Raw genomic sequence first — 26,643 nt, 5'->3', positions numbered from 1 at the left:
TCTTCACTCCCAACGGAAGAACCGGGCCGCCGCCAGGCTGATGAGCAGCGCGTACGCGGCCAGCACGGCCATCATGACCGGGCTGGGGAAACCGCCCGCCCAGACCTCCGCGAGAACCCGTCGGAAGGCGCCAAGAGGAGTGTATTCGCCCACGTTCCGCAACACAGGGGGCATCTGATGCGGCGGCTGGATCAGCCCGGCGAGGTAGGCCATGGGGAAGTACAACAGCACGCCGATCCCGTTGGCGGCCCGGCCGTTGGGCGCCAGGGCGGCGATCAGCAGCCCGACGGCGAACATCGCGGCCGTGCCGAGCAGGAACGCCACCGTGAGCGCGAGGGCGCTCGACGGCACGTGGGCGCGCAGCACGGTGCCCGCGACGGCGACCAGCAGGCCGCAGGCGGTCAGCGCGAGCACGAGCTGGAGCGCGAGCTGCACCGTCAGCAGGCTCGTCGGCCGCACCGGCGTGGTGGACAGCCGGCGCAGGACGCCCCGCTCGCGGTAGGTGGCCAGGGTGGTGGGGAGCTGGTAGAGGCCCACCAGGCCCACGGCGATGGCCAGGGACATCGGCAGCAGCACCGTGTCGCCGGGGGTGATCGAGCTGCCGAACACGACGAGGATGAACAGCGGGATGAGGATCGTGAACATCGCGCCGGGCTCGCGTGCCAGCAGCTTCAGCTCGACGGTGGTGAGTTTGGCGAGGGCGTTCATGCGTGGTCTCCGAAGGGGCGGCCGGTCAGGGCGATGAAGGCGTCGTCGAGCGTCCGCCTGCCGATGCGCAGGTCGGCGACGAGGAGCTGGTGGCGGGCCAGGGCCGCGGTGACGGCCGTGGCGAAGTCGCCCCGGCCGGTGACGACCACCTGGTCGCCGGTGCGGGACACGCCGGAGACGCCCGGCAGGTCACCCAGCAGGGCGGCCAGGTCGGCGGAGTCGCCCGTCATCAGGGTGAAGCGCATCTGGTGCTCGGCGTCCACGCCGTCGATCAGGCCGGACGGGGTGTCGACGGCGACGACCTTCCCGCGGTCGACCACCGCGACCCGGTCGCACAGTTCCTCCACCTCGTCCATGAAGTGGCTGACCAGGACGACGGTGACGCCGCCGTCACGCACCCGCTTGATGACCTCCCAGGTGGCGCGGCGGGCCTGCGGGTCGAGACCGGTCGTCAGCTCGTCGAGGAAGGCCACCTTCGGGCCGCCGACCAGGGCCAGGGCGATGAACAGCCGCTGCTTCTGGCCGCCCGACAGTTTGCCGAAGCGGGCGTCGCGCTTGTCGGCCAGGCCCCACTGCTCCAGCAGCTCGCGCCAGTCGCGCGGCCGGGCGTAGAAGGAGGCGTACAGGTCCAGCGCCTCCCAGACCTTGATGTTCTCGGGGAGCTGCGTGTGCTGGAGCTGCACGCCGATCAGCTCGCGCAGCCGCCGCCCGTCCTTGCCGGGGTCGAGCCCGAGGACCCGGGCGGACCCGCCGTCGGGTCGCCGCAGGCCCTCCACGCACTCCACGGCGGTGGTCTTGCCCGCGCCGTTCGGGCCGAGAATGCCGAAGATCTCGCCCTCCTCCACGGAGAACGACACCCCGTTCAGGACCGGTTGTCCCGCATAGCTCTTCGTCATGCCGCTGACCTCGATGACTGCCATGGACCAAGCATCCGGCGCGGCGCCGCGCGGCGAATCGACCCACCGGGCGGAGTTCGGTGGGTGGGCGGCTGAGGAGTGAATCCACCGATCGGTGGATGGTGCGGGGCGTTTGGGGAGAACTTGGCCCAATCCAGTCCATCAACTGATTGAGCGACCTCGCGGCCGGACCTAGGGTCGTCCGCGTGAGTTCACGGGAGAGCGGCCAGCGCGAGATGATCCTCGAGGTGGCCACCAGGTTGTTCGCCGCGCTCGGCTACGACGGCACGTCCACCCGTCAGATCGCCGAGGCCGTCGGGCTGAACGTCGCCACGGTCAGCTACCACGTCGGCAGCAAGCGCGAGCTGTACCTGGCGGTCATGGAGCGCGTGTTCCGCGCCTTCGCCGACGAGCTGGAGGACGCCGAGCGGGAGCTGACGGCCGCTCCCGGCGCGGCGAAGGTGGTGGCGCTGCACCGGCTCCTCGACCGCTACATCGACTTCTGCGCCGCGCACCCCGAGTTCCCGGCCCTGTGGATGCACCGCTGGCTGGCCGACGCCACCGACGTGGCGGGATTGGAGCCGGTGTACGTCCGGCCGCTCGCGCAGTCCGTCATCGATGCCATGGCGCCGTTGAACGTGGGTGACGCGGACCTGGACTTCACGGTCATCTCGATGATCTGGTGCATCCACAGCTTCGTGCAGAGCGGGGTGTACGACAAAGCGGGCGAGCGCCAGGGCGCCGAGAACCCCCGCGCGCTGGCGCGCTTCCGCGCCCACATGCACACGATGATCCACCGGACGCTCGGTCTGCCCGGAGAGCCTCCCCGGGGCTAGAACACGCGGTACGCGGCCGCCGGACGTGCCCACCCGGCGGGGACCTCGCCACGGCTGCGGAGAAATCCACGCAGTTGGAGTGATCAGCGCCACAGAACCCCATAACAGGATTCGGCGTCTGAAATAGGTAATTGTGGATCTCTTCTATGAGACCATGACCGCGGTCGGCGATCATGCCGACACGATGTCATGACCTCCGGTCAGGCCTGCCGGCCTGGTCCACCCCCGAGAAGGATGGAACGCATTTGCGCAAGCACGCGAAGTCCCTTGCCGTGGCGGCGCTCCTCGGCGCCGGCACGATCCTCGTCCACCCCGCCCCCGCCATGGCCGCCGGCTACACCCCGGAGTCCGCCTGCGCCAAGGAGTCCGGCCGCGGCGGCTGGACGCACGTGTCCGACAACAGGCGGACGCTGAAGAAGGGCGGCGAAACGTGGGGCCACGTCTGGCTGATGTGGAACCGCGGCCTGCAGAAGAACTGCGTCGTGGTGATCAAGACCGCCTACGCCGGGAAGCCCACCTACACCCAGGCGATCCTCCACGTCGAGGGCGGTGGCGCCTACCGCGACCCGGGCAAGCTGACCGCGAAGAGGTACCGCTACTACGCCGCCGCCATCGGCTACGGCAAGGGTCAGTGCGTCGACTTCGAGGGCCACACCACCGACACGCGTTGGGTGGAGTATACGACCGCCTCGGCCAGGCGCGGCAAGTTCATGAACTGCGGCTGATCCCGCACCCGCGATGCCCGGGGCCGGCCGTCCGCGCACGCGCACGGCCGGCCCGGGACGGCCCGCGAGAGCCTCTCACCGATCTGACGCGAACTTGGCCCGGTGTTGACGACGAGCCGGGGCGTGCCCGCGTGACCGTCGCTGACCTGCGGCTTAGCGTCGCGATGAGGCCGCCCGTGCGGGGCGGCCACGGTCGAAGGGGCCCGTACGCATGCTCACCCGTTCCCGGCTGCGCCGCTCGCTCATCCTCACCCTCGTCGTCGCGTCCGCCCTGCCGGCGGGAGCCGCCCGCGGCACGGCCGACCAGCGCCGGGCGGGCCCGCCCCGCGAGCGGGCCGCCGAGGACCGGCTGATCCCGCGGAACGTCACCTGGGCCGGATGGCACGGCGGGACGCCGTACCTGCGCCACGACGGGCTGTTCGTGGGCCGGACCTCCACCGGGGCGTTCCGCGTGCCGTACCAGATCACCGCGCCCGTGGACGCCGGGAAGGGCAACGGCACCGTCCTGGTCGAGCCGTCGCACTTCGCCATCGGACTCGGCGCCCGCGACGTCTACCTGCGGCCGCGCCTGCTCTTCGGCCGCGGCTTCGCCCACGCCGGGATCGGGTGGAGCACCGCCGACTTCGGCCCCGGCCAGAACCTGCGCATCCTCGACCCGAAGGTCCCCGGCACCGTCGTCGAGGGCGGCACGGCCGAGGGCGGCGGCCGCACCGACCCCGAGATCGTCACCGAGTTCGCCCGCGCGCTGTCCCGCGACCCGGTCGCCCGCAAGACCCTCGGCGAGCTCGGCCGGACGTACGCCACCGGCTTCTCCGACTCCTCCGTCCCCGTGCTGGACCTCGTCACGTCGGGGCGGGCCCGGGGCGTGTTCGACCTGGCGCTGCCGTTCACCACCGAGGGGGCGGACCCGCAGCCCGCGCTGCTGGCCGGGAGGTTCGACGGCCGGCTCGTCATCGTCAACTCCGAGGCGGAGACCTCGGCCACCCTCCTCGACCGAGGCGTCGTGCCCGGCCGCTACCGCTTCTACGCGGTCGCCGGCAGCCCGCACGTGCCCGACCACCTGGAGATCCCGTCGTTCGCGACACGGACCACCCCGGCCAGTTGGGAGCCCGCCCTGCGCGCGCACTTCCTCCAGGCCGACCGCTGGGTCCGGGACGGCGACGCGCCCCCGGCCTCCTACCACCTGAAGACGGCGGGCGGCGGCGTCGTCCGCGACGCGAACGGCAACGCTCTGGCCGTGGACGTCCAGGGCCGTCCCGCGCCCCGCCCGCCGTACGTCGAGCTGGGCGAGGCCCGCTACGTCGCCGGGTTCGTGGGCGGCTACGACGCCGTCAGGACCATCGGGCAGCTGGGCTTCGCCTCCCACGCCGGATACCTCGCGGCCTTCCGCGGCAGGCTGCTGGCCCAGCTCGCCGCCGGCCAGATCACCCGCGAGGAGGCCGTCGCGATGCGCGCCCGCGCGGCCCTGTGCCCGCCGCTCACCTACACGCAGACGTACCGCGACCACTACGCCGACTTCGTCGCGATGCGGCCCTGCCCGTCCTCCGCCTGACGTCCCTTCCGCCCGAACGGCGCCGGCGCGGTCAGGGCACGGTGAAGAACCACGTCTCCAGCGTGCTGCGCAAGCTCGGCCTGCGCGACCGTGTCCAGCTCGCCCTGCGCGTCAAACCATAGCCCTCACCTGGGCTGATACCGGGCATAAGGACGACTCCTGGCGGGAAGGGCACCCCCGAGGAGGCTGTCATGGTGACTTCACGGAGCATCTTCCGCCGCAAACCCGTCGAGCGGATCGCCGCCGAACACGAGGGGGAGCTCTCCCGCACGCTCGGCCTGTGGCAGCTCACCGCCATCGGCATCGGCGGCATCATCGGCGCGGGCATCTTCGCCCTCGCCGGCGCGGTCGCCAACCAGACGGCGGGGCCGGCGGTGCTCATCTCGTTCCTCATCGCCGGCGTGGCCAGCGCCGCCGCGGCCTTCTCCTACGCCGAGTTCGCCGGGCTCATCCCGAAGGCCGGCTCCGCCTATACCTACGGCTACGCCGTGCTGGGCGAGATCGTGGGCTGGTTCATCGGCTGGGACCTGCTCCTGGAGTACACCGCGATCGTCGCCGTCGTGGCCATCGGCATCTCGGGCTACTTCGGCTTCCTCGTCCAGCAGCTCGGCGTCGAGTTGCCCGCCTGGATGCTCGGCGCGCCGGGCACCGGAGAGGGCCGCGTCGTGGACCTCTTCGCGGTGATCCTCTGCCTGCTCATCGCGTACCTGCTGAGCCTCGGCATCAAGAGCGCGGCCAGGTTCGAGACGTTCGTGGTCGCCATCAAGGTCGCCGTGGTGCTGCTGGTGATCGTCGTCGGCTTCTTCTACGTCAACACCGCGAACTACACGCCGTTCTTCCCGTTCGGCGTCGGCGGGGCGATCACCGGCGCGGCCACCGTGTTCTTCGCCGTCTTCGGCTACGACGCGATGAGCACCGCGGCGGAGGAGTCGAAGGACGCCCAGCGGCACATGCCCAAGGCGATCATGTACTCGCTGGTCATCTCCATGATCCTGTACGTGCTCGCCACCCTGGTGCTGACCGGCATGCAGAACTACCGCGAGATCGACCCCGAGAGCGGCTTCTCCTCGGCGTTCGCCGCGGTGGGGCTGTCGGGGCTGGCGACCGTCATCGCCGTCGGGGCCATCGTCGGCATCCTGACCGTCATGTTCACGTTCATGCTGGGCGTGACGCGCGTGTGGTTCTCGATGAGCCGCGACGGGCTGCTGCCGCACTGGTTCGCCAAGCTGCACCCCGTGCGGCGCGTGCCCACGCGGGTCACCTGGATCGTCGGCGTCGGCTCGGCCCTGATCGCGGGCTTCCTGCCCATCAGGGAGGCGGCCGAGCTGACCAACATCGGCATCCTGCTGGCGTTCGTGGTGGTCTGCGTGGCCGTGATCGTGCTCCGCTACCGCCACCCGGAGCTGCCCAGGACGTTCCGGACGCCGGGGATGCCGGTGGTGCCGGCCATCGGCGTGATCTTCTCCATCTGGCTGATCACGTTCCTGGCCCCGGAGACCTGGCTGCGGTTCGCCGTCTGGTTCCTGCTCGGCCTGGTCATCTACTTCGCCTACAGCCGCCGCCACTCCGAGCTGGAGACCGCCTCCGGACCGCGGGCGTAGGTCCGCGGCGCCGAGTTGGGGGAAGTCGCCCCGGAAACGCCGCCGGAGCGGTTAGTGTCACTCCGGACACGAGGAGTGACGATGAGCATGCTTGCGCGGGCCGTGGAGCTGAAGGCCGAGCTGGTCCACTTCGCCACCTCAGGCAGGTTCGGCCGTGAGCTGGGGGTCGTGCTCGACCGGTTCTTCGCCGACGGGCCACCCGCCGACGAGGCCGCGGCCTTCCTGCCGGTCGACTTCTTCGTCCACCAGCACGAGCTGGCGGGCGGCGGCACGGTCATCGACCGGTTCCTCGCCGAGGTGCCAGCCCTCGACCGGACCGACGTCGAGCTGCTGACGAGCTGGAAGACCGTGGTGGAGGGCGTGTACGAGGTGCGCGCCGTGGACGGGGCCGCCGCGCTGCTGTTCAACCTCGTCGACGAGCTGGTCTACCGCGTCTTCTCCAATCTCGGTTCCGCCGCCTTCGGCGAGCTGGCCCCGGGCATGTTCGTGGTCGGCCGGCTGATCCCGCTCGGCGGCGACTGGCTGCTCAGCGGCACTCCGGCGGTGCACGGTCCCGCCGCCCTCGAACCGCTGACCGCGGTCGCGGCGCACCTCGCCCTCGCCAACCCCGCGTGGGTGCTGCGCAACCCCGTCCTGCTCGCCCAGGCCCGCCAGACGCAGCGCGAGCAGCGGCGGTGCTTCGTCGAGTACTTTGGCGCCGACCTCGTCGTGCTGCCCGGCGCCGACGTGGCCGCCATGATGCGCGGCTATCTCGCCCACCAGGCGGCGCGGCTGGGCGGCCCGCCGCCCGCCGAGCCGGACCTGCCCGAGCGGCTCGCCGAGGCGGAGACCGTGGCGCTGATCTTCGACGAGGAGCGGGGGCTCGGCTACTACGCCGACTTCGGCCGGCTGGAGCGGATCTTCGCCGATCCGCGCCTGGTCGTCACGCGCGAGCACCGCGACCTGCTGACGGCGTACCTGCGGGGCGACGCCGTCTCGCCGGTGCCGATCGAACGGCTGGCCGCGCGGGACCCCGGCAAGGCGGGCGAGGTGTTCGCGCGGCTGCTGAAGCGCGACGGCTTCCAGTGGGAACGCAGCGGCGAGCTGCTGCTGCGCACCCACAAGCCCGGCCACTACGCCGGGCCGCCGCTGCCCACGGTCACTCCGGTGACGGCCGCCATCGCACGGCACCTGGGTCTGCCTGCCGCGTAGCGCCCGCGATCCGGTCACGGAACGGCCTGCGGCGCAGCGCGTCGACGGTGGCGGCCAGCACGTCGGTGAGCGGCATGGGCAGCTCCGCCTCCAGCGCGGCGACCGCGCGGGCCGTCGCATCCCACTCGGCCTCGATGGCCGGCAGCGCCGCGCGGGTCCGCTCGCTCAGGTGGACGATGCGGTGGCGGGCGTCGGCGCCGCGTTCGAGTGTGACGAACCCCGACCGCCGCATCTGGTGCACCGTCTGGCTGGCCGCCGAGTGGGTGACGCCGATCGCGTCGGCCAGGTCGCGGATGGCCATCGGGCCCTGGCCGGCCAGGGCCCGCACGACCGGGGAGAAGCGCGGCCGGTAGTCGGGCAGGCCGAGATCGGTGTACAGGTCGGCGATCGCCGCGTCCATGATCTCGTGGACGTGGCGGAGCAGCGCGCCGAGGGAGGCGGTGCCCGCCTCCCTGCCGTCGCGGGTCAGGAGACCGTCTCCGGGAGCGGGACCCGCCCGTGCGACCGGTGGGCGGGCGCGTCGGGGATCGGCCGCGGCTCGGAGCCCTTGCCGGTGGGGTGGTGTCCGGCGCCGGACCGGCGGGCCCCGATCAGCTGGAGGGCGATGTGGAAGCGCCTGCGGACGGTGTCGGAGCTCACGTCCTTGAGCTTACGTCCGGGCTGCGTGCGGAGCACCACCCGTGACCCCCGCCCGCTCCGGCGGCGTCTCGGGCGGCACCATGCCGTCGGCGGCCCGCCGGTCAGCGTTCCTCGTCGTCGTCGACGAGGCGGTCGAGCACGCGGTTCACGGCGTCGCCCAGCGGGCGCAGCACCTCGGTGATCGCGTGGGTGAGCGGGGCGAGGATCTCGCCCACCTCGGCCAGCAGGTCGGGCTGTTTGTTCTCCGGAGGCGCCCAGCGCATGGCGTCGGCGCTCAACGTCTCCCATTCGTCGACGGCGCCGTCGATGGCGTCGAGCACGTGATCAGGGTCGCGCGACATGACCGTTCTCCAAAGCGCGGGAGTCGGACATGCCCACGGTACCTCCGCCGGCGCCCCTGCCACGAGAGGGCACGGCGCCGCCGGCGCGGTCCGTCGTCCGGTCGGCGGGTACCCGCTGACCACCGACGTGCCCGGCAGGTCCGGAACGGCGACGGCGCGGCGGCGCCGGCGGCCGCCCCGGCCGCCGGACGCCAACCGCCCCGTCACAGCGAGCGCAGGAATTCGCGGATCAGGGCGGCGCTCCGCGCCAGCTCGGTCGTCAGGGGGAAATGGCCGGCGTCCAGGAGATGGATGCGGGCGTCCTTGAGATCGCGGGCGAAGGCGCGCGCGCCGTCGGGGCCGAAGATCTCGTCGTTGCTTCCCCAGACCGCCAGCAGTGGCGGCTGGTGGGAGCGCAGGTAGTCCTGCCACTCACGGTAGCGGGGCGGGTTGGTGCCGTAGTCCAGGAACAGGGCGAGCTGGATCTCCTGGTTGCCGGGCCGGTCGAGCAACGCCTGGTCGAAGGCCTCGAGGTCGGGGTTGACCAGCCCCGGGTCGGGCACGCCGTGGGTGTACTGCCAGTGCGTCGCCTCGCGGGTGAGGAGGGCGCGCAGGGCGTCCCCGTTCTCCTTGGACGGCTCGGCCCAGTAGGCGCGGATCGGCTCCCAGAACGGGGTCAGGCCCTCCTCGTAGGCGTTGCCGTTCTGGGTGACGATGCCGGTGATCCGCTCGGGGTGACGCAGTGCGAGGCGGAAGCCCACGGGGGCGCCGTAGTCGTGCACGTAGACGGCGTAACGGGTCACGCCGATCCGGTCGAGCAGCCCGTCGACCACGTCGGCGAGGTGGTCGAAGGTGTAGTCCCAGTCGTCGGCGGAGGGGGCCGAGCTGTGCCCGTAGCCGGGGTAGTCGGGCGCGATGAGGTGGAACTCGTCGGCGAGCTCGGCGATCAGCTCCTGGTAGACGATCGACGAGGTGGGGAAGCCGTGCAGGAGGACGAGCGTGGGCGCTGAGGGGTCGCCCGCCTCCCGGTAGAAGACGTCCAGCCCGTCGATCACCTCGGTGCGGTACCTGATGGTCATGACTAACTCCCTATCTCGCGTTTGGTGGTTAAGTGATAGCATGGCAGACGTTAACCGGTCAAATCGACTTGAGGGGTTAGTGTGAGGATCCGGCCGCTACGTGGCGAGCCTGTGGGGTTGGACCTGGTGGACACCGTCTGGGTGGAGCACGAGACCCTGGTCGACCAGTTCGACACGCTGGAGGGCGTGCGGGCCTGGCTGGCCGATCACGGGCTGCCGGGCGGCGACGACGCCGAGCGGGTGCGCGACCGGCTCACACGGACCCGGGCGGCCATGCGCGACCTGCTCGAAGGGCGCGGTTCCGCGCCGCTCAACGACGTGCTGTCCCACGGCGGCCGGCGGCCTCAGATCGGCGACGACGGGCCGTACGAGATGCTGGTGCTGGACGATCCGTCCTGGCATGCCGCATGGACGGCGGCCGCCGACCTGGCGCGCGTCCTGGGCGAGCGCCCCGACCGGGTGCGGCGCTGCGGCAATCCGCGCTGCGTGCTGTGGTTCCTCGACCTGAGCAGGAACGGCAGCCGTCGCTGGTGCCGGATGGACGTGTGCGGCAACCGGGCCAAGGTCGGCCGCTTCAACCAGCGCCAGCGGGCCTCGGGGGCGTCACCCGCGCCCTGACGGCGGCGCCTCCCGGTCGTGCCCGCCCTGTGCGATGATCACCCTGTAGCGGGACATCCCGGACAAGGTGGAGGCGTCAATGCCGAACATCGGCCCCGTCGAGCTCCTGATCCTCTTCGTGATCGTCGTCGTCGTCGTGGCGGCCGTGTGGGCGTACAGCCGCAGGCGATAGGCCGGGGCCCCGCCCGGCCGGATCAGGCGGGGGTCGAGACGCCCACGCCGCCACGGGTCCGGCCGCCGAACCGCTGCTTGTCCGCGGCGAGGTCGAGCGGGCGCGTGCTGAGGCGGCCGGCGAGCATCTCCGCGTCGATCAGCGCGGCCGGCACCAGCCACGACACCTCGAACTCCAGGCCGTCGGGGTCGCGCGCGTAGAGCGCCTTGGTGGTGGAGTGGTCGGACGCGCCGACCAGCGAGCCCATCTCCCGCAGTCTGGTCGCGACGCTCTCCAGCTCGTCGAGCGTGTCGACCTCCCAGGCCAGGTGGTAGAGGCCGACCGAGGTGCGCCCGGCGGGCGAGGGGGCGGCGCCCGCGCCGATCTCGAACAGGCCCAGGTCGTGGTCGTTGGACGAGCCCGCGGCCTGCAGGAAGGCGGCGCCCGGCAGGCTCATGACGACGTCGAAGCCGAGGGCCTCCCGGTAGAAGGCGACGCTGCGCTGCACGTCGCGGACGTAGAGGACGGCATGGTTGAGGCGCTGGACCGGCATGGCGGCCCCCTTTCTCGGGATGTACCACCAAAGTATATGAGAGTTCAACTAAACTGCCCGCATGACCCGATGGCTCGACGACGACGAGCAGCGCACCTGGCGCGATTTCCTGGCCGCCACGCAGCTCGTCCACGAGGCGCTCGACCGCCAGCTGCAGCGCGACGCGGGCATGCCGCACACCTACTACATGATCTTGGTGGCGCTGTCGGAGTCGCCCGAACGGCGCATGCGGATGAGCGAGCTGGCCCGGCGCGCCCAGTGCTCGCAGAGCCGGCTCTCGCACGCGGTCGCCCGCCTCGAGGAGCGCGGCTGGGCGCGGCGGGAGCCCTGCCCGCAGGATCGGCGCGGCAACATCGCCGTGCTCACCGAGCAGGGTTTCGACGCGCTGGCCGCCGCCGCGCCCGGCCATGTCGAGGAGGTGCGCAGGAGTCTGTTCGACGTGCTGACGCCCGAGCAGCTCCGCGCCCTGAGCGAAATCTGCGGAGCCGTGCGGAACACGCTGGAGGGTTAGCGGGAAACTGTCGGTGCCACGTCGTACGGTTCTCCGGACAGTCGGAGCCAGGTCTTGTACGTCGGGGGGTCGGGATGCGTGACACGGACGAGGCGCTGTTCAGGGCGGTCCACGGGATCGCGGGGCAGCTTGCCGGCCAGCCGGTGCCGGTGGTGATGGACGCGCTGCGGCGCCGGCTGCCCCAGGCGCCGGGGCTGGACGCGGTGGAGATCCGCCGCATCGCCGAGGAGATCAGCGTGGGTCGCGACCCCTCGGGCTTGTGATCCGCCCGCCCGCTCGTGCAGCATGCGAGCATGGGTAGCGTTAACACTCGCCGTGCCCGCCACGACGGTCTGCCGGGCGTGACCGCATGACACTCGTCGCGGGCGTCGACTCCTCGACGCAGAGCTGCAAGGTCGTCATCCGTGAGGTGTCCACCGGGCGGCTCGTACGACAGGGCAGGGCCGCCCATCCGGGCGGCACCGAGGTCCATCCCGCCCACTGGTGGGCCGCGCTGCTGCGCGCCGTCGAGGAGGCCGGCGGCCTCGACGACGTCGCCGCCATCAGCGTGGCCGGCCAGCAGCACGGCATGGTCTGCCTCGACGAGTCGGGCCACGTGGTGCGTGACGCGCTGCTGTGGAACGACACGCGCTCGGCCGGCGCGGCCGCCGACCTGGTGGCCGAGCTGGGCGGCCCCACCGCCTGGGCCGAGGCGGTGGGCAGCGTGCCCGTCGCGTCGTTCACCGTCACCAAGCTGCGCTGGCTCGCCGAGCACGAGCCCGACAACGCCCGCCGCACGGCCGCGGTGTGCCTGCCGCACGACTGGCTCACCTGGCGGCTGGCGGGCGCGCTGGCGCTGCCCTTCCCGTCCTGGGCCGACGCGCCGCCCCCGCCCCTCGACCTGCTCGTCACCGACCGGGGCGACGCCTCCGGCACCGGCTACTGGTCCCCGGCCACCGGCGCGTACCGCACCGACCTGCTGAAGTCCGCCTTCGGCGCGGTGCCGCTGCTGCCCCGCGTCCTGGGCCCGGTCGCCGACGCGGTGAGCGGTGGCGGCCCGATGCGGATCGCGCCCGGCACCGGCGACAACATGGCCGCCGCCCTCGGCGTGGGCGCGCGGCCCGGCGACGTGGTGGTGTCCATCGGCACGTCCGGCACCGCCTTCGCGATCTCCGACACGCCGACCGCCGACCCGAGCGGGGCGGTGGCCGGTTTCGCCGACGCCACCGGCCGCTTCCTGCCGCTGGTGTGCACGCTCAACGCCGCCCGGGTCATGGACGCGGCGGCGCGCCTCACCGGCGTCGACCTCGACCGTCTCGGCGAGCTGGCGCTCCAGGCGCCGCCGGGCGCCGACGGCCTGACGCTCGTCCCCTATCTGGAGGGCGAGCGCACCCCCAACCTCCCCGCCGCCACCGGCTCGGTCCACGGCCTCACCCTGGCCACGGCCACCCCCGCCCATCTCGCCCGCGCCGCGATCGAGGGCATGCTCTGCGGCCTCGCCGACGCCCTCGACGCGCTCGCCGTGACGCCCGAACGGGTGCTGCTGATCGGCGGAGGGGCCCGCTCGGAGGCGGTCCGCCGCATCGCCCCCACCGTCTTCGGCCGCCCCGTCCTGGCGCCGCCCCCGGGCGAGTACGTGGCCGACGGCGCCGCCTACCAGGCCGCCTGGCTCCTCGACGGCGAGGTCCACTGGTCGTCCCGGTCACCGGCCGTTCACGAGGCCGACCCCGTGCCCGCCATCCGCGCCCGCTACGCCGCCACCCGACCCCACATCCTCGACCGCACCCCCTGACCGCACCCCCGGGTTCCTGGACGCGGTGGTTCTCGTGCCGCGGCCGGTCCCACCCCGTCACCCACGTACCCGGCGGGGCCTCGTGTCCGGGGCGGTCACCACCCCCGGCCGGGCTCCCCGGCGCCCACCCCGGCTCCGGCGCGCCGACCGGCCCGCTCGGCCCCCGAACCCTCTTCCGGGGTCACCGGCCCACGAACCCCTAGGGGGCGAGTCAGGGGCGGGGTGGGGGTCAGGCCGGATGGTGGCGAAGGGGGTGAGACGGGAGGGTTGGGGCATGAGCGGATTGACGGCGCGGGTGTCGCCGGGCATGTGGGCGTGGATCGCGTGCGCCGCGATCGGGTTCTCGGTCGTGGCCGTGGTGATCGGTCAGCTGGGCCCGGACCCGTACCTCGATCCGCTGCAGGTGACCGTGAGCGAGTACGCCGTGGCGGACCGCGGGGGCGTCACGGAGGTCGCCATGGCCGTGATGGGGCTGGGGTCGCTGGCGCTGCTCGCCGGGCTGCGCGCGGTGGGGGCTCCGGTGCGCGGGCTGCCCGAGCGGTTGCTGCTGGTGTGGTCGGGGGCGATGGTCGTGGCGGCCGTGCTCCCGACCACCCCGCTCGGCATGGACCTGGACCTGACGGCGCAGGTGCACCGGTACGTGTCGGTGGCGGCGTTCGTGAGCCTGCCGGTGGCGGCGGCGGTGCTGGTGCCTCGTCTGGGGGCCCACGCGGACTGGAAGCCGGTCGCGCGGGTGGTGGAGTGGCTGGCGCTGGCCGGGGGCTTCGGGGTGCTGGCCATGACGTACGTGGCGCTGCCGGGGGAGCGGGTGCTGATCGGGCTGGTGGAGCGGCTGCTGCTCGGCGCGGAGGTGGCGGTGCTGGCGGTGCTGGCCGGCTGGCTCGTCCGGCTGGCGTGGACCCGCACGCACGCCACAAAAGCCGTCAATTTCCCGACATATCACAGATTTATCGCTAGTTGATCTTAAACGGGCCTGTTTCGGTGCTATTCTCTCCGGCGATCTTCTATCCGGGAGCAGGTACCAATGGCATCGGGCAGATCCATCAGATTCAAGATCGCGACGCTGCTCGTCATCCCCTTGGTCTCCCTCGTCGCCCTGTGGGGCTTCGCCGCGAGCAGCACGTTCGGTGACGCCTTCAACCTGCTGAAGGCCCAGACCATCTGGACCGGCGTGATCAACTACGCCGACGGGCTCGTCGGGAACCTGCAGGCCGAGCGACTCGCCTCGGCCGAACGCCTAGGTGGAGCCGTCAGCGACCCGGCGCCGCTGGCGGCGGCCCGCGCCAAGACCGACAGGGTGCGTACCAAGCTCACCGAGTCCGCCCGCCAGGAGAGCGTCCGGTCGGCCATGACGCCGGAGATGGCCGAGAGGCTCGCCGACGCGTTCGAGGCGATCGACCGGCTGCCCGACATCAGGCGGCAGGTGGACGCCGGGGAGATGGCCGCCGCGGACCTGGTCAACGAGTACTCCGCGATCTCCGACCGGGTGCACATCCTGTACTCCACGTTCACGATCAGCACCGACGTCGAGCTGGCCCGCCTGTCGCAGGGCCTCATCGCCGCCGACGAGGTGCGCGAGATGATGAGCCGCGAGAACGCCCTCATCGTCGCCGCCGGCGGCAAGCTGTCGAGGGCGGAGGTGCACATGCTCGCCCACTTCCACGGGGTGCGCGAGCATCTGTTCCCCACGGCGATGGCCAACCTGGACGCCGAGCTGCGGGCTCCGTTCGAGAAGGTCATGGCCTCCACCCGCTTCGCCACGATGCAACGCGCGATGCAGTCGTACATCAACGGCGAGCCCGTCAACATGCAGATGTGGCGTGAGCTGGCCGACCCCGTGCTGACCGACTACACGCAGGTCGTCTGGCGCACCGGCGACAAGCTGCTCGCCCGGATCGAGCCGGCCGGCATCACGATCATCGTGCGCGCCGCGGTGGCGGGCGCGCTCGGGCTGGTCGCGGTGGTGTTCTCCGTCATCGTCTCCGTCCGCGTCGGCAGGCAGGTCGCCCTCGACCTCGGTACGCTGCGGCGCAGCGCGCTCGACCTGGCCGAGATCCGGCTGCCGGGCGTCGTGGAACGGCTCCGCAGGGGCGACCGGGTCGACGTCGAGGCCGAGGCGCCGCCCATCAAGGTGGCCGACCGGACCACCAGCGAGGTCGCCGACCTCGCGGCCGCTTTCGACAGCGTGCAGCGCACCGCCGTGGACGCGGCGGTCGAGCAGGCCCGCCTGCGCGAGGGCGTCTCCGAGGCGCTGCGCAACCTGGCCCGGCGCAGCCAGTCGCTGCTGCAGCGCCAGCTCAGGCTCCTCGACGACATGCAGCGCGAGACCGAGGAGCCGGAGGCGCTGGAGCGCCTGTTCAGGCTCGACCACCTGACCACGCGCATGCGCCGCCACGCCGAGGGCCTGGTGCTGCTGTCGGGCGGCACGGCCGGGCGCCGCTGGCGCGGCGTCATCCCCGTCGAGGACGTGCTGAACGGCGCCTCCGCCCAGGTGGAGGAGTACACCCGGGTGCGGGTCTACCCCATGCCCGAGTACGGCTTCGCGGGCACCGCCGTGGCGGACCTCATGCACCTGTTCGCCGAGCTGATCGAGAACGCCACCGCCTTCTCCTCGCCGGGCAACGAGGTGTCGGTCCGCGGCGAGCTGGTCGGCCGGGGCTTCGCCGTCGAGGTCGAGGACCGGGGCCTCGGCATGCCGCCCGAGATGCGCCAGGAGATCAACGAGCGGCTGGCCAGCCCGCCCGAGTTCGACCCGTCGCAGACCGAGCAGCTCGGCTTCGCGGTGGTGGGCATGCTCGCGGCCCGGCACGGCATCTCGGTGACGGTCAAGCCCTCGCCGTACGGCGGGACGACCGCGATCGTGCTGGTGCCGCCGACGCTGGTCGAGATGCTGCCGATGCCCGTCGAGGTGCCGGAGCTGGAGTCGGTGTCCGTCTCGGTCGTCAGGAACGAGCTGCCGGGCACGACCGACCAGATCGCGAACCGCGGCCCGGCCGCCGACGGCAACGGACGCAACGGCGCCGAGCAGCCGACCGGCCCGGGCGGCCTGCCCCGCCGCGTGCGCACCTCCAAGCGGGGCACGGCGGAGCAGGCGGAGCCGGCGCTGCCGCGCCGCCAACGGCAGGCCAACCTGCCGCAGCAGCTCAGGCAGCCGCCCGTGGCGGCGCCGCCGGACGAGCGCTCGCCCGAGGAAACCAGGGCGCTGCTCTCGTCCCTTCAGTCAGGCTGGCAACGGGGGCGTCAGGACAGCGACCAGGATGGGGGATCTCGATCGTGAGCCGCGAGCACGAGTGGGTCGACGAGGAGGCCGGACCTGTGGTGCGGCCGTACGCGGTCGCCCGGGGCCGCACCAGGTCCTCCGCGACGTCCGCGATCGACCTGCTGGCGAGCGTCACCGGGAGCGGGCTGCCGGTGCCGACGAAGGCGGAGTTGAGCGCCCAGCACCGGCGGCTGCTCGCCGGCGTCGCCGCGCGGCCGCGGCCGGTGGTGGAGCTGGCCGCCGAGCTGGACCTGCCGGTGGCCGTGGTGCGCGTGCTCCTCGGCGACCTGCTGCACTACGGGCTGGTCACGGTACGGCCGCCGGCTCCCAAGAACACGGCGGCCACCGAGAACCTGCTCCGCGAAGTGATCAACGGTCTCAAGGCCCTGTAGGCCGGGCCGGCGGCCCGGCCCGGCCTAACCCGCCGCGGTCAGCGTGCGCAGGGAGTGCTCGACGAGGGTCACCATGACCTCCTTGGCCGAGGTGCGCCGCCGGACGTCGCACAGCAGCACCGGCACGTGGTCGTCGAGGTCGAGCGCGATCCGCACGTCGTCCACGCTGTGCCGCTCGGCCCCGTCGAAGCAGTTGACGGCCACCACGAACGGCGTGCCGCGCTGCTCGAAGTAGTCGACCGACGGGAAGCAGTCGGTCAGCCGGCGGGTGTCGGCGATCACGACGGCGCCGAGCGCGCCGTAGGACAGCTCGTCCCACATGAACCAGAACCGCTCCTGGCCCGGCGTGCCGAACAGGTAGACGACCAGCCCCTCGCGGATGGTGATGCGGCCGAAGTCCATGGCGACGGTGGTGGTGGTCTTCGCCTCCACACCGTCGATGTCGTCCACGCCGATCCCGCGCTCGGAGAGCACCTCCTCGGTGCGCAGCGGCTTGATCTCGCTGATCGATCCCACCAGGGTGGTCTTGCCCACGCCGAAGCCTCCGGCGATGAGAATCTTCAGCGCTACGGGGTCCTCAGAGAGCCCGGAGTCCATTGATCACTTCCTTGAGAATGCCCGAACTCGGACGTGGCCTCGCCGCTGAGGGGGACGTCACCGAGATCAGACCGTGGTCACGCATGTCGCCCAGCAGCACCCGGACGACGCCGATGGGCAGGTCGAGGTCGGCGGCCACGTCGGCCACCGAGATCGGGCTCCGCGCCATCCGCAGGATCGTCTGCTGCTCGGGGCCCAGGTCACTCGGCGCGTCGCCGGGCGGCTCGTCGACGACGCGTACGGTCGCGATGAGGTCGAACATGTCGCCGGAAGACCTCGTACGGCCGCGGATCAGAGCATAGGGCCGGACGACCGGTCCCGCCTCCTCATCGAGCCACTGCGGGGTCTCCGTCATGACGTGGCCGCTCGCGGGCTGGTCGAGATGTGCTGCCCGACCCGCTTGACGAGCATCGCCATCTCGTAGGCGATGTGGCCCACGTCCACGTTCGCCTCGGCGAGCACGGCCAGGCAGGTGCCCTGGCCCGCCGCGGTGACGAACAGGAACGCCGACTCCATCTCGACGATGGTCTGCCGGACGTCACCGCCGCCGAAGTGGCGTCCGGTGCCGCGGGCCAGGCTCTGGAAGCCGGCGGCCACGGCCGACAGGTGCTCGGCGTCCTCCCGGCTCAGGCCCTTCGAGTAGCCGACCGCGAGGCCGTCGGTCGACAGGATCACCGCCTGCCGTACCGCCGCGACCCTGGTCGTCAGGTCGTCGAGCAGCCAGTTCAGTTCACCGGTGTTGGTCGTCGGCACGGTCATGCCTCCCCCTCTTCTTGTGCTTCTTCTCGGGCGCGTTGGGTTCCCCGTTGGAACGCGGAGAACAGATCGCGTACCTCGTCGGGAGAGCGTTCGGTCTTTTCCTCCGGCTCCGGCTCGGGCGGCGGCTCCGCCCTCAGCTGGGGTGCCAGGTTCGCCTGTCGTACCCGGGTGGGCAACCCGGCGTGGGTGCCGCCGCTCGCCCCTCCGCCGGCTCCGCCGCTCAGCACGGCGAGCGCCTTCTTCCGGGTGCGGGTGGGCAGCGCGGATACGCCGTCACCTTCCTTCCTGGTCCGGGCGGCCGGTTCGGCGGCCGCGCCGGCCCTCCTCTCGCCGTCGCCGCCCTCGTCGCCGTCGGCCGTGGCCCGGGTGCGGCCGGGCAGGGCCGGTGCGGCGTCGCCTGAGGTGAGCGCCGGCTGCTCGGTGACGAGCCGGCGCGGCACCAGGACGATGGCCGTGGTGCCGCCGAACGGGGACCGGCGCAGCAGCACGTTGACGCCGTGCCGCCGGGCCAGCGTGGCGACCACGAACAGGCCGAGCCTGTCGCTGTCGGCCAGGTCGAACTCGGGCGGGTTGGCGAGCAGCGTGTTGTACGCGCCGTACTCGGCCTCCGAGAGCCCGAGCCCGCGGTCGTCCACCTCGATGGCGTAGCCGTTGCTCACCATGTCGCCGCGGACCTGGACGGGGGCGTCGGGCGGTGAGTAGATGGCGGCGTTCTCGACCAGCTCGGCGACGAGGTGGGTGAGGTCGGCGGCGACGGTGCCGTCCACGGCGCCGGGAGGGACGGCCTCGACCGTGATGCGGGTGTAGTCCTCCACCTCGGCGATGGCGGCGCGGACGATGTCGATCACCGGCACCGGCTTGCGCCAGGCCCGTCCCGGTTCGGCGCCGGACAGGATGATGAGGCTCTCCGCGTGCCGGCGCATGCGGGTGGTCAGGTGGTCGAGGCGGAAGAGTTCCTCCAGCCGGTCGGGGTCGTGCGTGCGGCGCTGCATGCGGTCGAGGAGCCGGAGCTGGCGGTGCAGCAGCCCCTGCTTGCGCCGGGCGAGGTTGACGAACACCTGGCCGACGCCGCGCCGCAGCTCGGCCTGGCCCACCGCGGCCTGTACGGCGGTGCGCTGCACGGAGCCGAACGCGCGGGCCACGTCGGTGATCTCGGCCGAGCCGCTGACCTTGAGCGGTTTGAGCTCCTTCTTGACGTTGACGTCCTCGCCGCGGCGCAGCCGTTCGACGAGGAGCGGCAGCCGCCGTTCCGACAGGTCCAGGGCGGCGGAGCGCAGCCCGGCGAGCTCGGCGCCGAGCCGCCGCCCGAACCGTACGGAGATGACGATGGAGGCGAGCACGGCGATCAGCCCGATGCCGCCGGCGACGGCGATCCGCCCCATGATGGCGACGGCGGCGTCCGTGGTGCGGTCGGCGACTTCCTGGGTGGCGGACAGGCCGATCCGGTCGAGCTGCTTCATGACCTGGCCGGCCGCGGCGTTCCAGGCGTCGGCGTCGGGCGGCGGCGCGCCGGTGGCGACGATCCTCGCCTCCATCAGGACGAAGCTGCGGAAGGTCGGTCCGGCGAACACCTTCTCGTACGGCCGGCGCAGCGCCAGGTCGAGCCCGGCCGTGCCACGCGTGTGCAGGAACGCGCGGGTCGCGGCGTACTCGGTGAAGGCGGCGGCCTCAGCCTCGGTGAGCTCCTGGTCGATGAGCGCGCCGCTGATGAGGGCGTGCTCCCTGGCGATGACCTCGCGGGCGTTGCCCATCGCCTGCATGGCCGCGGCCTGCTGGAAGATGGCGAGGTCGGGGAGGGAGACCATCTGGTCGTAGACCCTGAACAGGGCGTCGAGCACGTGGTTGTAGGAGTTCAGGGCGGCCAGGCGGCTGCTGCGGCCGTTGTCGATGTCGGAGCGGATGGCGCCCAGCCGGTCGAGCTCGCGTTCCAGCGCGCGGACGGAGGCGCGCAGGGTGCCGTCGGCGGTGTCGCCGGCCTCGGCGGAGGCGCGTTTGAAGGTGGCGACGGCCTGGTCGGTGCGGGTCCGCTGGGCGCCGAGATCCTCCGTGAGCTGGCGCGTGGTGATGGCGACCGCCGAGCGGGCACGCTCCTCCTGAAGCTGCAGTCCCAGCTCGGTCGAGGTGACGCCGACGGTCTGGTAGATGGTGTTGGCCCGCAGCAGGGCCTGACCGTCGCCCACGGTGAGGTTCAGCACGAACCCCCACAGCGCACTCAGAGACAGGAGGGGTAGCAGCAACAATAAGAAGATCTTGAACCGAATTGACCGGTTACGCGAGCCCATGTCCCAACCTCGAAGTCGAGGGGCATTTCCACCTTTGTGTAAATACACCTCCGGAAGATCGCATAGGAGACTAGCACCGTTTAAGGTTCCGGCGCAGTGGGAGGAACGGGATGATTAGTGTGATTACTGGTGCCAGCTCCGGCATCGGCGCCGCCGCGGCGGCGGCGCTTTCGCGCGAGGGGCACAGGGTCGTGCTGGTCGGACGGGACGAGCGGCGGCTCAGGGAGGTGGCCGGCGGCCTGCCGGGCGCCAAGGGCGAGGTGCTGACGTGCGACTTCACCTCCCTGGACGATGTGCGCAAGCTGGCGTCCCAGGTACGGGAACGTTACGAGCGCGTGGGGGTGCTGGTCAACAACGCCGGCGTGATGAGCCCGACGCGGCGGACCACCCCGGACGGGCACGAGCTGATGGCTCAGGTCAACCATCTCGCCCCGTTCCTGCTCACCCGCGCCCTGGCCGACCACGTCGACAGGATCGTGACCACCTCCTCGCGGGCCGGCCGCGCCGGCAGGCTCGACGTCACCGACCTGTCGCGCGAACGCCGCCGGTGGAACGGCTGGCTCCAGTACGGCGACACCAAGCAGGCCAACGCCCTGTTCACCGTCGCCCTGGCCGCCCGGGGGCTGGCCGCCACCTGCTTCCACCCCGGCGTGATCAGGACCGGCTTCGCGTCCGGCGCCCTGCTCATGCGCCTCATGCTCCTCGTGCCCGGCTACGCCAAGCCGCCGGAGTACGGGGCGCGCCGGCTGACGTACCTGGCCACGCACGAGGACGGGCTGCGGCACGCCGGACGCTACTTCGACGGCGAGCGGCCCGCCGAGGTGCCCTCCACCATGTCGGACCCCGACCTGGCCGAGCGCCTCTGGCGGGCCAGCGCCGACGCCGTGGACGGCACCCGCGCCTCCACGGCCTGAGCGGTCCCCACGGCGTGAGCGGTCCCCACGGCGTGAGCGGCTTCCACGGCCTGAGCGGTCCCCACGGCGTGAGCGGCTTCCACGGCCTGAGCGGTCCCCACGGCGTGAGCGGCTCCCCCGGACTGAGCGGTTTGCCCACGGCGTGAGCGGCCCCCACGGCCGTCAGGAGCGCGGCGCCGGGGGCCCTCAAGCCCGGGGGACCCTCCTGCCGGGAGCGCTCATACCAGGGGCCATCTGACCCCCGGGGCGCTTCACGCCAGGAGTTCCGCCACCGCGCGGTAGGCGGCGGTGACGGCGGCGTCGGCGCGGGCGGCCGGCACCGAGTCGGCGCCGGCGATGGCGACGCGCCCGAGGCGCCGCCGGGCGGTGTCGGCCGGGAACGGGCCGTCGGGGTAGAAGCCGTGCCACGGCCGGCAGTACTCGGGCGCGTACCCGTGCCCCCACCGGTGCACGGTGACGCCCTCGATGTCGGCGGCCGGGTCGAAGCCGCCCGGCCCGAGCAGCCGGGCGAGCTGGTCGCGGATCGTGTACTCCAGATGGTCGTACGGGGTCCTGAGCAGCGCCCGCCGCCCGGCGGCGGCGCCCCCGGCCGGGCCCAGCTCCGACCGGCACGGCGCGGCGACCAGGTGGACGGTGGCCGGCTCGCCGGGGTCACGGGGATGGTCGTAGCCGGGCGCGCCCACCGGCCGGTCGAGCTCGGTCAGGCACCAGTAGGCGCCGGTCCAGCGCACCCGGTGCACCCCGGCGCGACGCCAGGCCCGCCAGTGGCGCACCTGCACCGTCGCCTCCAGCAGCGGGATCTTGACCGCCTCGGCGAGGGCCGTCCGCTGCGCGTCGGGCAGACCGCCGACCACGTGCGGGACCACCGCGGACCAGCAGGCCATGACCACGGCCCCGGCGGTGACCGTGCGGACGCGGTGCCCGTCGAAGTAGCCGACCGTGGCCGAGGTGGCGCTGTCGGGGTCGCCGTCGTTGCGCACCGACACCACCGGGCTCGACAGCCGGAACCGCACCCGGTTGCCCGGCGCGTCGAGCCGCCCGTAGTCGTAGCCGGCCGTGGTGACGCCGTCCACGGTCGTGGCCGTGGCGAAGCCGGGGATCATCCGGCCCACCATCATCCGCACCAGCGCCTGCACCCCCTCGGGCAGGCAGGGGACGTCGTCGTCGGCGGCGCCCCAGTCCTTCTTCACGGTCGGCGAGCAGAACCGCGAGGGCTTGCCGGGGTCCAGCCCCAGCCCCTGCAAGCCCGGATAGCCGGAGGCCCAGGCGTCGATGGCGCCGAAGGCCCTGGTGTCGTAGCCCCACCGGGCGCTCGGCAGGGTCCGGTGGAACCGTTCCACGTCCGGGTGCGCCCCGCACACGTCGAGCAGGAAGGCGGAGTACGTCAGGCCGGCCAGCCGCTCCTCCTTCTCCTCGACCGGCAGCCCCGGCCACCAGTCGGGCGGGTCGGTGAGCAGCGCGAGCAGGTCCCGCCGGGCCTCGTCGGCGATCGGCAGCCGGTTCACCCACCGCTCGGGCGGCACGCCGGGGACCAGGCGGTGCAGGCCCTCCACGGGGAACGTCTCGCGGTCGCACATCACGCCCTCGTGCATCCCGAGGCCCGGATGGAGCCCTTCGTCCACGTGACGGCGCAGCCTCCGCACCGTCACGCCGAGCCGGGCCAGCAGGTCCTTGCCCTCGGGCGTCCACATCGCGGGCGCCGTGAGGCTCCGCGCCCCGGCCCGGCCGATCAGCGCGCCCCCGCGGCCCGGGGGCCGGAACTCGGTCCGCCGCGCCTGGCCGCCCAGCTCGTCGTGGTTGTCGAGGATGAGGACGCGGGCCCGCGGCTCGTGGCGCAGCCACTCGTAGGCGGCGCTCACCCCGCTGACGCCGCCGCCGACCACCACGAGGTCGTAGCTCTCGCCGGTCGGTTCGGGGTCGCCGGCGTGCTCCCAGAAGCGGCCGTCCCGCAGGGCGTGCGGCACGGCGAGCGAGTCCGCCGTGTCGCCGCGCAGCCCGGTGCGGCGCGGCGGGAACGCGTCGCCGCCGGGCTCCTGGGCCGGCCGCCCGCCGGCCGGGTGACCGGTGGCGGCGACCGTGCCGATCGCGGCCACCGCGACGCCGTCGAAGAAGTCGCGGCGCGTGATCGGCCGGCTCATCCCGAGGTCGCGCGCGTGGCGCGGGTCGATGTCGCCCATGCCGAGATCCTGTGCGCCGTGGGCAATTGTCATGGTACGCCGCGCACCGCTTCGACGAACATTTTGCGCGGCCTGTTCCGGCGAATGTCCTTTTGGGCGTTGACCGGAATGCCGCCCCGGCCTCGCCGCCTCTGACCAGCGGGGAAGCGGGTACGGCCGCAAAAGCCAGAAGAAGGAGATAGCGCGGAATTCCGCGAATAGCGTCGTTACCCGGCCTCCCGCCGGCCGATTCCTCTACCGTTCCTCGCTATGCCGTACGAACGAAATCGGAAATCCGTCCCGGCGATCCTTTCCGGAGTATGCGCCGGCATGACCCTGCTGGCCGGCTGCTCCTCGGGGCAGGCGGCCCCGGCGGCGCGGGCCACGGCCTCGGTCACCGCGTCGGCCACAACGTCGGCCACAACGTCGGCCACGACGTCGGCCACGACGTCGGCCACCGCGCAGGCGGAGGCGGGGCGGCTGCGCGCCGCGCTGCTGCCCGCCCCCGGCGGCATGCGCGTCGTCCACGGCCCCGAGACAGGCGCGTTCGGCGCCCTGGCGGCCACCCGGCAGGGCCTGGAGGCCGCCAGGAAGGCCAAGCTGGAACGCCCGGAGTGCGCGGGCGCCGCCCAGCTCGACGCCACCCAGCCGGCGCTGGCCGGCGCGCCCGCCGCCGTCGTCGCCTACGCCTCCGACACCGGCTCGATCACCCAGGCGCTGGTCGAGCTGCCGTCACCCGCGTTCCCCGCGCCGCTGCCGCGGCGGTGCGCCACCTACACGGCGCGGGTCAACGGCGTCGAGGTGACCTACCGCACCCGCGAGCTGGACATGCCCAGGCGCGGCGACGAGTCGCGCGCCTACCTCACGACCGCCTCGGGCGGCGCGGAGGACACCCAGGTGGGCACCGTCGTGCTGCGGCGCGGCGCCGTCGTCATGAGCCTGCTGGTGGTGGGCCGCGAGGTGGAGCCGTCAGGCCTGTACGAGCTGGGCGGCCTCGCCGACCGCAAGCTCGCCCAGGCCGTCGGCTAGCTGTTCTGTCCCATGAGGTTGGGCACGCGGCTGGCGGGTCACGTCCGGGCGGCGGCCTAGATCAGCACGTGGTCGTCCGGGCGGCCCACGAAGGAGAACTGGGCGTTGCGGGTCAGCTTGATGTGGTCGGCCTGCCAGGTGTGCATGCTGGCGTCGGCGCTGCGCCAGTAGACGAAGTTGAAGCGGTCCGCCGAGTAGATCTTGACGCCGTCCTCCTTCAGCCGGCGGACCAGGTGGGTGTCCTCGCCGCGGGTGATGTCGGCGAAGCCGTACGAGCGGAACATGCCGGCCGTGCCGAGGAACGTGCCGCCCTGCACCAGGAACGAGTAGCGGTGCTCCAGGCCGGGCAGGCGGAGCATGGTGGTGTTGCTGCCCTCGAAGTAGGAGTAGTGGGCGCCCTTGCCGACCAGCTCGGCGTCGGTGTAGTCGAAGGCCCGCACCAGGTCCGACAGGTAGTGCTCGCCGTAGAGGTTGTCGTCGTCCATCTTGGCGATCAGCTCTCCGTCGGCGGCGGCGATGCCGAGGTTCATGCAGGCGCCGAGCGACAGTTCGGGCGCGGCGGGCAGCACGACGACGTCCGTGATGCCGGCCATGCGGGCCTTGTCGGCCACCACGACGGGGTCGATGTCGAGGCCGTGCAGCACCATGACGAGCTGCAGCGGCCGGTGGATCTGCTTGGCGACCGAGGAGATCGCGTGCTCGATCTGGGAGGCCCGGTTGGTGGGCAGCACCACGGAGATCGAGCGCGACCTCGGCTGCACGGGCCGGCCGAGCAGTTGCAGGATCTGGTCCACCCGGTGGGAGAACAGGTGCTTGTCGAACACCTCGCGCATCGCCAGGTGGCCCATCCTGGCCCGCAGCTCGGGGCTGTTGATCAGGTGCAGCACCTGGTTGTACGACTCGACCGGCTCGCGGGCGATGGGGATCAGCTCGCCGAAGGTCTCCTCGATGGCCCGTGACCAGCCGGAGACGACCGGGGTCGAGCAGGCCGACAGCTCGAAGACGCGCCGCGCGCACATGGTCGGCGAGTCGAGCACCGAGTTGACGTTGAGGAAGACCTTGTACATCCGGTAGGCGGCCAGCATCTGGTCGTAGGGCAGCTCGCCGACGATGTGCGGGCGGTACTTCTCCGGCCAGGCGTACTTCTCGTCCACCTCGCCGTTGCGGGCGAAGATGTGCAGGCCCAGCTCGCGGATCGGGTCGAGGACGACCTCCATCTGCTCGCGGCGCTCGGGGTGCTTGTCGCGGAAGTACATGCCCGCGAAGACGACGTCGTGCAGGCGGCCCTCCCTGCGCTGCACCGGGTTGTGCACGCGCGGCTGGGCGGCGAACTGCAGCACGTCCACCCGGTCGTGCCCGAGCACCTCGCGGTACTTCGGCAGCATGTCGCCGTCGCAGGTGAAGACGTAGTCGAAGAGCTTGGCCGTGTCGATGAAGAAGTCGAAGTTCGGCGGGTCCTCCTTGTTCCAGAAGACCGTCGGGATGCCCTCCGCCCGGCACCAGGCCACCAGGTCGCGGAGCGGCTCCTTGGGGGCGTTGGTGCCGGTCATCTGGTAGCGCCAGCGGCCCTGGTTGCCGTGCCAGGCCGACTCGCAGAACAGCAGGTCGGGCCGCTTCTCGGCGAAGATCTCCGGCCAGTCCTTCAACCCGAACTCGATCTGGTCCCACTCGTAGCGGAACGCCATCCGGGAGAAGTCGTCGAGGATCACGGCCACTCGCAGGTCCGGCCGGTTGACCGGCCCGGCCGGCCACTTCACCGCGGGCACCTCGACCAGCGGCGGCCGGTTGTTGGCCGCCTCGATGGCCTCGGTGACCGGCCTGGGCGGCTTGGGCGCCCGGTCCCTGGACCGGACGGCCTCCAGCACCTTGCCGGGCTTCTTGGTCCCGAGGGCCTCGCCCAGCTTGACGGTCCGCTTGGCCTGGGTGGCCTCCAGCTTCCAGGCGGCGTAGGCGGCCCTGGCTTCGGCGATCTCCAGCCGCCGCCGCAGCTCCCTGAGCTCCGCCTCGTACCGCTCGACGACCTTGCGCTCCTCGGGGAGCCAGTTGACCGGGCCGAGCCGCTGGTAGGTGGGTTCTTCGGGGGTTTCGGCCATGGTGATGCGCG

27 protein-coding genes and 1 pseudogene are annotated in these 26,643 nt (G+C 72.5%); 15 read left to right on the top strand and 13 right to left on the bottom strand.

Features of this window, described 5'->3' with window-relative positions; genetic code table 11:
• Nucleotides 1-3 precede the first annotated feature (3 nt).
• On the bottom strand, nucleotides 4-708 hold the full coding sequence (locus tag CXR44_RS32400) for an ABC transporter permease (RefSeq protein WP_101789964.1): 705 nt from the start codon (nucleotides 706-708) through the stop codon (nucleotides 4-6).
• Nucleotides 705-1,628, bottom strand: a complete 924-nt coding sequence (locus tag CXR44_RS32395) for an ABC transporter ATP-binding protein (protein WP_101789963.1) — start codon at nucleotides 1,626-1,628, stop codon at nucleotides 705-707. The genes CXR44_RS32400 and CXR44_RS32395 overlap by 4 nt, the downstream gene beginning before the upstream one ends.
• Nucleotides 1,629-1,810: 182 nt before the next feature.
• Here CXR44_RS32395 and CXR44_RS32390 point away from each other — a divergent pair, with 182 nt between their 5' ends.
• The 6 genes and pseudogenes from CXR44_RS32390 to CXR44_RS32370 all read left to right on the top strand — a co-directional run bounded on the left by CXR44_RS32390 (nucleotide 1,811) and on the right by CXR44_RS32370 (nucleotide 7,509).
• A complete protein-coding gene (locus CXR44_RS32390; protein ID WP_219602090.1) occupies nucleotides 1,811-2,440 on the top strand; it encodes a TetR/AcrR family transcriptional regulator in 630 nt (209 codons plus the stop codon).
• Nucleotides 2,441-2,685: 245 nt separating this feature from the next.
• Nucleotides 2,686-3,165 (top strand): hypothetical protein, encoded by a 480-nt coding sequence (locus tag CXR44_RS32385; RefSeq protein WP_101789961.1) that lies wholly within the window; start codon nucleotides 2,686-2,688, stop codon nucleotides 3,163-3,165.
• Nucleotides 3,166-3,376: 211 nt separating this feature from the next.
• Nucleotides 3,377-4,717 (top strand): alpha/beta hydrolase domain-containing protein, encoded by a 1,341-nt coding sequence (locus CXR44_RS32380; protein WP_101789960.1) that lies wholly within the window; start codon nucleotides 3,377-3,379, stop codon nucleotides 4,715-4,717.
• Between the two features lie 32 nt (nucleotides 4,718-4,749).
• Nucleotides 4,750-4,839, top strand: a pseudogene (locus tag CXR44_RS41310) (LuxR C-terminal-related transcriptional regulator); the annotation flags it as partial.
• 69 nt (nucleotides 4,840-4,908) lie between these two features.
• Complete coding sequence (locus CXR44_RS32375) at nucleotides 4,909-6,318, top strand: amino acid permease (RefSeq protein ID WP_101789959.1); 1,410 nt, start codon at nucleotides 4,909-4,911, stop codon at nucleotides 6,316-6,318.
• 81 nt (nucleotides 6,319-6,399) lie between these two features.
• On the top strand, nucleotides 6,400-7,509 hold the full coding sequence (locus CXR44_RS32370; protein ID WP_101789958.1) for a hypothetical protein: 1,110 nt from the start codon (nucleotides 6,400-6,402) through the stop codon (nucleotides 7,507-7,509).
• Here CXR44_RS32370 and CXR44_RS32365 read toward each other — a convergent pair.
• The 4 genes from CXR44_RS32365 to CXR44_RS32350 form a co-directional block, all read right to left on the bottom strand.
• Nucleotides 7,457-7,909, bottom strand: coding sequence for a MarR family winged helix-turn-helix transcriptional regulator (locus CXR44_RS32365; protein ID WP_144070169.1), 453 nt, complete (start codon nucleotides 7,907-7,909; stop codon nucleotides 7,457-7,459). The genes CXR44_RS32370 and CXR44_RS32365 overlap by 53 nt on opposite strands.
• Nucleotides 7,910-7,974: 65 nt before the next feature.
• Entirely contained in the window at nucleotides 7,975-8,148 is a 174-nt protein-coding gene (locus CXR44_RS39795; protein WP_180903813.1) for a hypothetical protein, read from the bottom strand.
• 101 nt (nucleotides 8,149-8,249) lie between these two features.
• Nucleotides 8,250-8,489: a hypothetical protein gene (locus CXR44_RS32355; RefSeq protein WP_101789955.1), complete on the bottom strand. Its 240-nt coding sequence runs from the start codon at nucleotides 8,487-8,489 to the stop codon at nucleotides 8,250-8,252.
• Nucleotides 8,490-8,692: 203 nt separating this feature from the next.
• Nucleotides 8,693-9,547, bottom strand: coding sequence for an alpha/beta fold hydrolase (locus CXR44_RS32350; protein WP_101789954.1), 855 nt, complete (start codon nucleotides 9,545-9,547; stop codon nucleotides 8,693-8,695).
• Nucleotides 9,548-9,664: 117 nt separating this feature from the next.
• Here CXR44_RS32350 and CXR44_RS32345 point away from each other — a divergent pair, with 117 nt between their 5' ends.
• On the top strand, nucleotides 9,665-10,165 hold the full coding sequence (locus tag CXR44_RS32345; protein ID WP_219602087.1) for a CGNR zinc finger domain-containing protein: 501 nt from the start codon (nucleotides 9,665-9,667) through the stop codon (nucleotides 10,163-10,165).
• A 194-nt stretch (nucleotides 10,166-10,359) separates the two neighbouring features.
• Here CXR44_RS32345 and CXR44_RS32340 read toward each other — a convergent pair whose 3' ends face one another.
• Nucleotides 10,360-10,869 (bottom strand): VOC family protein, encoded by a 510-nt coding sequence (locus CXR44_RS32340; protein ID WP_101789953.1) that lies wholly within the window; start codon nucleotides 10,867-10,869, stop codon nucleotides 10,360-10,362.
• 61 nt (nucleotides 10,870-10,930) lie between these two features.
• Between CXR44_RS32340 and CXR44_RS32335 the strand changes: the two genes are divergently transcribed.
• The 6 genes from CXR44_RS32335 (at nucleotide 10,931) to CXR44_RS32310 (ending at nucleotide 16,802) form a co-directional block, all read left to right on the top strand.
• On the top strand, nucleotides 10,931-11,380 hold the full coding sequence (locus CXR44_RS32335) for a MarR family winged helix-turn-helix transcriptional regulator (RefSeq protein ID WP_101789952.1): 450 nt from the start codon (nucleotides 10,931-10,933) through the stop codon (nucleotides 11,378-11,380).
• Nucleotides 11,381-11,454: 74 nt separating this feature from the next.
• Nucleotides 11,455-11,643: a hypothetical protein gene (locus CXR44_RS32330; RefSeq protein ID WP_101789951.1), complete on the top strand. Its 189-nt coding sequence runs from the start codon at nucleotides 11,455-11,457 to the stop codon at nucleotides 11,641-11,643.
• An 86-nt stretch (nucleotides 11,644-11,729) separates the two neighbouring features.
• Nucleotides 11,730-13,151, top strand: a complete 1,422-nt coding sequence (xylB, locus tag CXR44_RS32325) for a xylulokinase (protein WP_101789950.1) — start codon at nucleotides 11,730-11,732, stop codon at nucleotides 13,149-13,151.
• Nucleotides 13,152-13,425: 274 nt separating this feature from the next.
• Nucleotides 13,426-14,112 carry a DUF998 domain-containing protein gene (locus tag CXR44_RS32320; RefSeq protein WP_245899669.1) on the top strand — a complete coding sequence of 229 codons (687 nt, stop codon included), beginning with the start codon at nucleotides 13,426-13,428 and terminating at the stop codon, nucleotides 14,110-14,112.
• Nucleotides 14,113-14,175: 63 nt separating this feature from the next.
• Nucleotides 14,176-16,428: a sensor histidine kinase gene (locus CXR44_RS32315; RefSeq protein ID WP_101789948.1), complete on the top strand. Its 2,253-nt coding sequence runs from the start codon at nucleotides 14,176-14,178 to the stop codon at nucleotides 16,426-16,428.
• Complete coding sequence (locus tag CXR44_RS32310) at nucleotides 16,425-16,802, top strand: DUF742 domain-containing protein (protein WP_101789947.1); 378 nt, start codon at nucleotides 16,425-16,427, stop codon at nucleotides 16,800-16,802. Before CXR44_RS32315 ends, CXR44_RS32310 begins: the two co-directional genes overlap by 4 nt.
• 24 nt (nucleotides 16,803-16,826) lie before the next feature.
• Here the strand turns inward: CXR44_RS32310 and CXR44_RS32305 are convergent, their stop codons facing one another.
• Genes CXR44_RS32305 through CXR44_RS32290 form a run of 4 tightly spaced genes read right to left on the bottom strand, consistent with a single transcriptional unit; the run spans nucleotide 16,827 to nucleotide 20,395 of the window.
• Nucleotides 16,827-17,399: a GTP-binding protein gene (locus tag CXR44_RS32305; protein ID WP_101789946.1), complete on the bottom strand. Its 573-nt coding sequence runs from the start codon at nucleotides 17,397-17,399 to the stop codon at nucleotides 16,827-16,829.
• Entirely contained in the window at nucleotides 17,380-17,754 is a 375-nt protein-coding gene (locus tag CXR44_RS32300; RefSeq protein ID WP_101789945.1) for a DUF742 domain-containing protein, read from the bottom strand. The genes CXR44_RS32305 and CXR44_RS32300 overlap by 20 nt, the downstream gene beginning before the upstream one ends.
• Nucleotides 17,751-18,158 carry a roadblock/LC7 domain-containing protein gene (locus tag CXR44_RS32295; protein WP_101789944.1) on the bottom strand — a complete coding sequence of 136 codons (408 nt, stop codon included), beginning with the start codon at nucleotides 18,156-18,158 and terminating at the stop codon, nucleotides 17,751-17,753. Before CXR44_RS32295 ends, CXR44_RS32300 begins: the two co-directional genes overlap by 4 nt.
• The gene (locus CXR44_RS32290; RefSeq protein WP_180903812.1) at nucleotides 18,155-20,395 is read right to left on the bottom strand and encodes a sensor histidine kinase; all 2,241 of its coding nucleotides are present in this window, start codon (nucleotides 20,393-20,395) and stop codon (nucleotides 18,155-18,157) included. Before CXR44_RS32290 ends, CXR44_RS32295 begins: the two co-directional genes overlap by 4 nt.
• A 155-nt stretch (nucleotides 20,396-20,550) precedes the next feature.
• Between CXR44_RS32290 and CXR44_RS32285 the strand changes: the two genes are divergently transcribed.
• Nucleotides 20,551-21,354 (top strand): SDR family NAD(P)-dependent oxidoreductase, encoded by an 804-nt coding sequence (locus tag CXR44_RS32285; protein ID WP_101789942.1) that lies wholly within the window; start codon nucleotides 20,551-20,553, stop codon nucleotides 21,352-21,354.
• A gap of 251 nt (nucleotides 21,355-21,605) precedes the next feature.
• On the opposite strand, the gene CXR44_RS32275 is transcribed toward CXR44_RS32285, so the two are convergent.
• Nucleotides 21,606-23,531 (bottom strand): NAD(P)-binding protein, encoded by a 1,926-nt coding sequence (locus tag CXR44_RS32275; protein WP_245899667.1) that lies wholly within the window; start codon nucleotides 23,529-23,531, stop codon nucleotides 21,606-21,608.
• A gap of 309 nt (nucleotides 23,532-23,840) precedes the next feature.
• Here CXR44_RS32275 and CXR44_RS32270 point away from each other — a divergent pair, with 309 nt between their 5' ends.
• A complete protein-coding gene (locus tag CXR44_RS32270) occupies nucleotides 23,841-24,539 on the top strand; it encodes a hypothetical protein (protein ID WP_101789941.1) in 699 nt (232 codons plus the stop codon).
• Between the two features lie 56 nt (nucleotides 24,540-24,595).
• Here CXR44_RS32270 and CXR44_RS32265 read toward each other — a convergent pair whose 3' ends face one another.
• A complete protein-coding gene (locus tag CXR44_RS32265) occupies nucleotides 24,596-26,632 on the bottom strand; it encodes a glycosyltransferase family protein (protein ID WP_101789940.1) in 2,037 nt (678 codons plus the stop codon).
• Nucleotides 26,633-26,643: the final 11 nt, after the last annotated feature.

This window comes from Nonomuraea indica, assembly GCF_002850745.1.
Taxonomy (GTDB): domain Bacteria; phylum Actinomycetota; class Actinomycetes; order Streptosporangiales; family Streptosporangiaceae; genus Nonomuraea; species Nonomuraea indica.
This window is presented reverse-complemented; position numbering and strand designations above follow the sequence as displayed.

What these genes read in the sequence shown, in the direction of transcription:
- xylB (WP_101789950.1), top strand. Translation starts at nt 11,730, where the DNA reads ATGACACTCGTCGCGGGCGTCGACTCCTCGACGCAGAGCTGCAAGGTC.
- CXR44_RS32350 (WP_101789954.1), bottom strand. Translation starts at nt 9,547, where the DNA reads ATGACCATCAGGTACCGCACCGAGGTGATCGACGGGCTGGACGTCTTC.
- CXR44_RS32315 (WP_101789948.1), top strand. Translation starts at nt 14,176, where the DNA reads ATGGCATCGGGCAGATCCATCAGATTCAAGATCGCGACGCTGCTCGTC.
- CXR44_RS32355 (WP_101789955.1), bottom strand. Translation starts at nt 8,489, where the DNA reads ATGTCGCGCGACCCTGATCACGTGCTCGACGCCATCGACGGCGCCGTC.
- CXR44_RS32265 (WP_101789940.1), bottom strand. Translation starts at nt 26,632, where the DNA reads ATGGCCGAAACCCCCGAAGAACCCACCTACCAGCGGCTCGGCCCGGTC.
- CXR44_RS32285 (WP_101789942.1), top strand. Translation starts at nt 20,551, where the DNA reads ATGATTAGTGTGATTACTGGTGCCAGCTCCGGCATCGGCGCCGCCGCG.
- CXR44_RS32375 (WP_101789959.1), top strand. Translation starts at nt 4,909, where the DNA reads ATGGTGACTTCACGGAGCATCTTCCGCCGCAAACCCGTCGAGCGGATC.
- CXR44_RS32400 (WP_101789964.1), bottom strand. Translation starts at nt 708, where the DNA reads ATGAACGCCCTCGCCAAACTCACCACCGTCGAGCTGAAGCTGCTGGCA.
- CXR44_RS32275 (WP_245899667.1), bottom strand. Translation starts at nt 23,531, where the DNA reads ATGGGCGACATCGACCCGCGCCACGCGCGCGACCTCGGGATGAGCCGG.
- CXR44_RS32320 (WP_245899669.1), top strand. Translation starts at nt 13,426, where the DNA reads ATGAGCGGATTGACGGCGCGGGTGTCGCCGGGCATGTGGGCGTGGATC.
- CXR44_RS32365 (WP_144070169.1), bottom strand. Translation starts at nt 7,909, where the DNA reads ATGGACGCGGCGATCGCCGACCTGTACACCGATCTCGGCCTGCCCGAC.
- CXR44_RS32300 (WP_101789945.1), bottom strand. Translation starts at nt 17,754, where the DNA reads ATGACGGAGACCCCGCAGTGGCTCGATGAGGAGGCGGGACCGGTCGTC.
- CXR44_RS32270 (WP_101789941.1), top strand. Translation starts at nt 23,841, where the DNA reads ATGACCCTGCTGGCCGGCTGCTCCTCGGGGCAGGCGGCCCCGGCGGCG.
- CXR44_RS32335 (WP_101789952.1), top strand. Translation starts at nt 10,931, where the DNA reads ATGACCCGATGGCTCGACGACGACGAGCAGCGCACCTGGCGCGATTTC.
- CXR44_RS32370 (WP_101789958.1), top strand. Translation starts at nt 6,400, where the DNA reads ATGAGCATGCTTGCGCGGGCCGTGGAGCTGAAGGCCGAGCTGGTCCAC.
- CXR44_RS32380 (WP_101789960.1), top strand. Translation starts at nt 3,377, where the DNA reads ATGCTCACCCGTTCCCGGCTGCGCCGCTCGCTCATCCTCACCCTCGTC.
- CXR44_RS32295 (WP_101789944.1), bottom strand. Translation starts at nt 18,158, where the DNA reads ATGACCGTGCCGACGACCAACACCGGTGAACTGAACTGGCTGCTCGAC.
- CXR44_RS32395 (WP_101789963.1), bottom strand. Translation starts at nt 1,628, where the DNA reads ATGGCAGTCATCGAGGTCAGCGGCATGACGAAGAGCTATGCGGGACAA.
- CXR44_RS32340 (WP_101789953.1), bottom strand. Translation starts at nt 10,869, where the DNA reads ATGCCGGTCCAGCGCCTCAACCATGCCGTCCTCTACGTCCGCGACGTG.
- CXR44_RS32305 (WP_101789946.1), bottom strand. Translation starts at nt 17,399, where the DNA reads ATGGACTCCGGGCTCTCTGAGGACCCCGTAGCGCTGAAGATTCTCATC.
- CXR44_RS32330 (WP_101789951.1), top strand. Translation starts at nt 11,455, where the DNA reads ATGCGTGACACGGACGAGGCGCTGTTCAGGGCGGTCCACGGGATCGCG.